The 3,550-nt window shown below is 43.2% G+C and carries 5 protein-coding genes; 1 reads left to right on the top strand and 4 read right to left on the bottom strand.

The genetic code is table 11. The features are described 5' to 3' along the window. A partial coding sequence (locus B9J84_RS02430) for a co-chaperone YbbN (RefSeq protein ID WP_094123455.1) occupies positions 1–825 on the bottom strand: 825 nt, incomplete at its 3' end. Positions 826–1,224: 399 nt separating this feature from the next. Beyond that, positions 1,225–2,139 (bottom strand): TIGR01777 family oxidoreductase, encoded by a 915-nt coding sequence (locus B9J84_RS02425; RefSeq protein WP_013857312.1) that lies wholly within the window; start codon positions 2,137–2,139, stop codon positions 1,225–1,227. A gap of 228 nt (positions 2,140–2,367) precedes the next feature. On the opposite strand from B9J84_RS02425, the gene yfcE reads away from it, so the two are divergent. Beyond that, positions 2,368–2,925 carry a phosphodiesterase gene (gene yfcE, locus B9J84_RS02420; protein WP_026028124.1) on the top strand — a complete coding sequence of 186 codons (558 nt, stop codon included), beginning with the start codon at positions 2,368–2,370 and terminating at the stop codon, positions 2,923–2,925. Positions 2,926–2,942: 17 nt separating this feature from the next. Here the strand turns inward: yfcE and B9J84_RS02415 are convergent, their stop codons facing one another. Both B9J84_RS02415 and B9J84_RS02410 read right to left on the bottom strand, forming a co-directional pair. After that, positions 2,943–3,221, bottom strand: coding sequence for a SelT/SelW/SelH family protein (locus tag B9J84_RS02415; protein WP_017045494.1), 279 nt, complete (start codon positions 3,219–3,221; stop codon positions 2,943–2,945). A 123-nt stretch (positions 3,222–3,344) separates the two neighbouring features. Beyond that, positions 3,345–3,550, bottom strand: a 206-nt coding sequence (locus B9J84_RS02410; RefSeq protein WP_404206169.1) for a regulatory protein ToxS, incomplete at its 5' end; no start/stop codon positions are given.

Below are 3,550 nucleotides of genomic sequence, written 5' to 3'. Positions count from 1 at the left end.
ATAGAGACTTGCCACACTATTTCCTTGTCCAAGAGCACTTAAAATGTCCATAAACACTTTTTTGAGCCCGCCATCGAGGCAATTGAGGTCGCTTTGTAAAAATGACCATAACAGCTCGAGAGCTTCTTCATTACGGTTAACTTGATGATATTGAAGCGCTAACTCACTTGCTATGTGAGCGTTGTTTGGCTCAGCGGAAAAAATCTCTTCTAATGCTTGAATCTCTGGGCTGTCAGCGGCTTGCTTGTGCAGCTCCAGTTTGGCGATTAAGCTTTTGTAGTAACCATCTTGATACTCTAGTGGGATGCGTTCCAGTTCTGTTTCTGCCGCTTCATACTGCTGAGTTTCCAGAAACACATCAGCGAGGGCCAGTTTGACCTCTGCTTTTGCTTTCATATCGTCAGGTAGACTTAGTAGCAAGGGTAGTGCTTGCGAATGTTGTGTTTGCTCTATCAGCGTTAAGGCTTGCTGTAGCGAAACTTCATCGTGGCTTGGCAAATGTTTGTTTAACATTGTATTCACTGTTTCTATGGTCTGAGCACCTGCTAAACCGTCGACCGCTTGACCATTAATAAACAGAGCGATTGTTGGCAGGGCTTGAACACCAAATTGTGCTGCCACTTGCTGTTCTTGTTGGCAGTTGAGAATAGCCAAGGTGAATGCGCCACTGTGTTGTTGCGCTACGCTTTGTAATTCAGGAATGAGTTGTACGCTCTCTTGATTCATGGGTGCCCAAAAATAAAAGAGAATAGGAGTCTCAACTGAGCGTTCGAACACCTCTCGAAAGTTGTGCTGATTGACCTCAACGATGTAAGGTGATTGCATGATATTTTCCTTGCGATAATCAAGTTTATAGTCTTAGAAATAGGGGTGAAAATTGGAATATCAAGGGCAAATGAAAAACGCTACCGTTAAAGTAGCGTTTTTTATCTCTCAAAGAGAGGGCAAGCAAAGGTGTCTATAATATTAAAAATAGTGTCAGCGCAACACCGACACTGAGCCAATTTAATTGGTGTAATGTCATATTCGTCGTACCACATGTAACGCTTTATATTGGATTAACTGGGATATCCAGAGTTGTATCATGTCACATGAATGTTACGAATTAATGACAATTAAGTTGGTTGTGCTACTTTATGCAACCGTCGGTTTATCCACTGATAAGTATCGCTTTTGTCATTATCGTATACCTTGCTATTCACAAAAAATATAGGCCAGTTTTGGTTAAGCACGATGTTGTAATATATTTTTCAACGCAGGTTCTAGGTGTGAAAACTGGAAGTGAAATCCTAGCTCGGTTAGCTTTTTAGGTTTTGCTCTAATACTGTCAAACAGTAAAACAGCCGCTTCACCCATTGCAAGGTTTAGAACCCATTTGGGAGTGAATAGTATGTGTGGTCGACGTAATGTTTTCGCCAATAGCTGGCTAAAATGCTTATTAGGTACGGGATGTGGAGCACAGAGGTTAAAAGCACCTTGTGCATGTGGCGTGTCTAATAAATAGGCTATCGCTCGTGCCATATCTAATAAGTGGATCCATGGCATATACTGCTCACCCTTACCAAGAGGGCCGCCCAAGCCTAAACGGTAAGGTGGCAGCATTTTCTTTAAAGCACCACCATCGCTAGCGAGCACGATCCCCGTACGCAATAGGCACACTCTAGTTTTTTCTGATTGCGCTTGGAGGGCGATGCGCTCCCATTTTTCGCAAACGTGATGAGGAAAACTTTGTTGGTGCACATGTAATGTTTCATCAAACGGATGAGACTGTTGGTCACCATAATAGCCGACGGCCGAGCCACTGATGAAAACGGAGGGTGGTTCAGTACTGGCATGGATGAGTTCAACTAACCGCTCTGTTATTTCCCATCGACTAGCGCAAATGATCGCTTTTTGCTGTTTGCTCCAACGTTTGTCGGCGATCGGTTCTCCTGCAAGATTGATAATGGCGTCAAATTGATTCGCGTCTTTTAAACTCGCTAGGGAGGTCAGGTAGGTGATACTACCTTTGTCTACATGGGCGAGCTGCTGCTTAGCTCGCTCTATATCGCGCGTGAGGAGGTAGATATTGTGCGTGAAAATCTGTTTCATCAGCTCTTTACCGATAAAGCCAGTCCCTCCCGTTAATAGTATTTTCATGTTTCTACCTCATTGGTCTGTGCGATATCACCTAAATGGTGGTGATGAGAACGATAGCCATGTTAGTTAAGTGGCGATGCTTGTTTGCCATCTAACCTAATATAGGAAACTTATTTAGCATACGTGAATTGTTCGTGGTGATAAATGACAATGTTTATCCATAACTCAAGATGACGAAGTGTGCTGAAATTCGTACAATCTGTAGCTCCAAAATACGGAGATAAAAGTATGAAGTTGTTTTTTGCTTCGGATTTACACGGTTCACTGCCTGCTACTGAAAAAGTGCTCAGTCTATTTGAACAGTCAGGTGCAGACACTTTAGTACTGCTAGGAGACCTTTTAAATCATGGTCCGCGTAATCCTATACCTGATGGGTATAATCCGACCGCAGTGGCGGAGTGCTTGAATCGATGGGCGCCGCATATTGTGGCGGTCAGAGGCAATTGTGATAGCGAAGTCGATCAAATGCTGCTCGACTTTCCGATGATGATGGATTTTTGTTGGGTAGTTTTGGAGTCAGGAACTCGTTTTTTCTTAACGCATGGCCATCAATATAATGCTCAAAATAGGCCACCATTAAAAAAAGGTGATGTTTTGATCCATGGCCACTCGCACATCCCTATGGCGCAAGGTCAAGATGATGTCATTATTGTCAACCCGGGGTCCGCGACCTTTCCACGTAATGAATTCCCCCCAAGCTACGCTATTTATACGGATGGATTATTTCAAGTCATGGGGCTAGAGGGACAACAACTGGCGCAATATCGTTTAGCGACTAGCTCTTAAACCCGTCGCTATCTGATTTACCTGTTGTCTGAATGACCCAGATCTCGCTCTGGGTCAATGATATCTCTGACTCGTTGCTTAAGAACCTTTGCTTCAGGGAAACCACCATCATGTTTACGTTCCCAAATACGTTGTCCATTGCACATGATTTCAAATCGTCCCCCTGTATCAGGGTAGAGACGCACAGATTCAATTTCTTCACTAAAAGTATGCAGTAACTCTTGGCTTAGCCAAGTGGCTCGAAGCATCCAATTACACTGGCGGCAATAGTAGATCTCAATATTGGCTTTTTCCATGGTGTACCTTTTGTGAAGAAGTAAGGGCCATTCGCAACAAAGGACCTTTCGACCCTTCAGTAACCTTCAGTAACCTTCAGTAACCTTCAGTAACCTTCAGTAAAGTTACAGATTACTCGATGGCTAATTGATAAACAGCACTGTCGAACCATGGCTTAGGCTGGTGAGCAATAATGTTTTTTCATTGACGACATCAATACGTCGGCTTTGTTGAGCATCCATCTTGAAAAATTGAGTAATCAGTTCTAATTGCTCAGGGGTAAAGTCCTTACTTTGACTAGAACTAATGTTTTTAAATTCGCTAGGCGATATCAATAAGTAGCTATCAC

The sequence above is a fragment of the Vibrio sp. V03_P4A6T147 genome (assembly GCF_002241085.1).
Lineage (GTDB): Bacteria > Pseudomonadota > Gammaproteobacteria > Enterobacterales > Vibrionaceae > Vibrio > Vibrio anguillarum.
This window is presented reverse-complemented; position numbering and strand designations above follow the sequence as displayed.

Bases quoted from the DNA above. Each gene is read 5' to 3' on its own strand.
- B9J84_RS02425 (WP_013857312.1), bottom strand. From the start codon at position 2,139: ATGAAAATACTATTAACGGGAGGGACTGGCTTTATCGGTAAAGAGCTG.
- B9J84_RS02415 (WP_017045494.1), bottom strand. From the start codon at position 3,221: ATGGAAAAAGCCAATATTGAGATCTACTATTGCCGCCAGTGTAATTGG.
- yfcE (WP_026028124.1), top strand. From the start codon at position 2,368: ATGAAGTTGTTTTTTGCTTCGGATTTACACGGTTCACTGCCTGCTACT.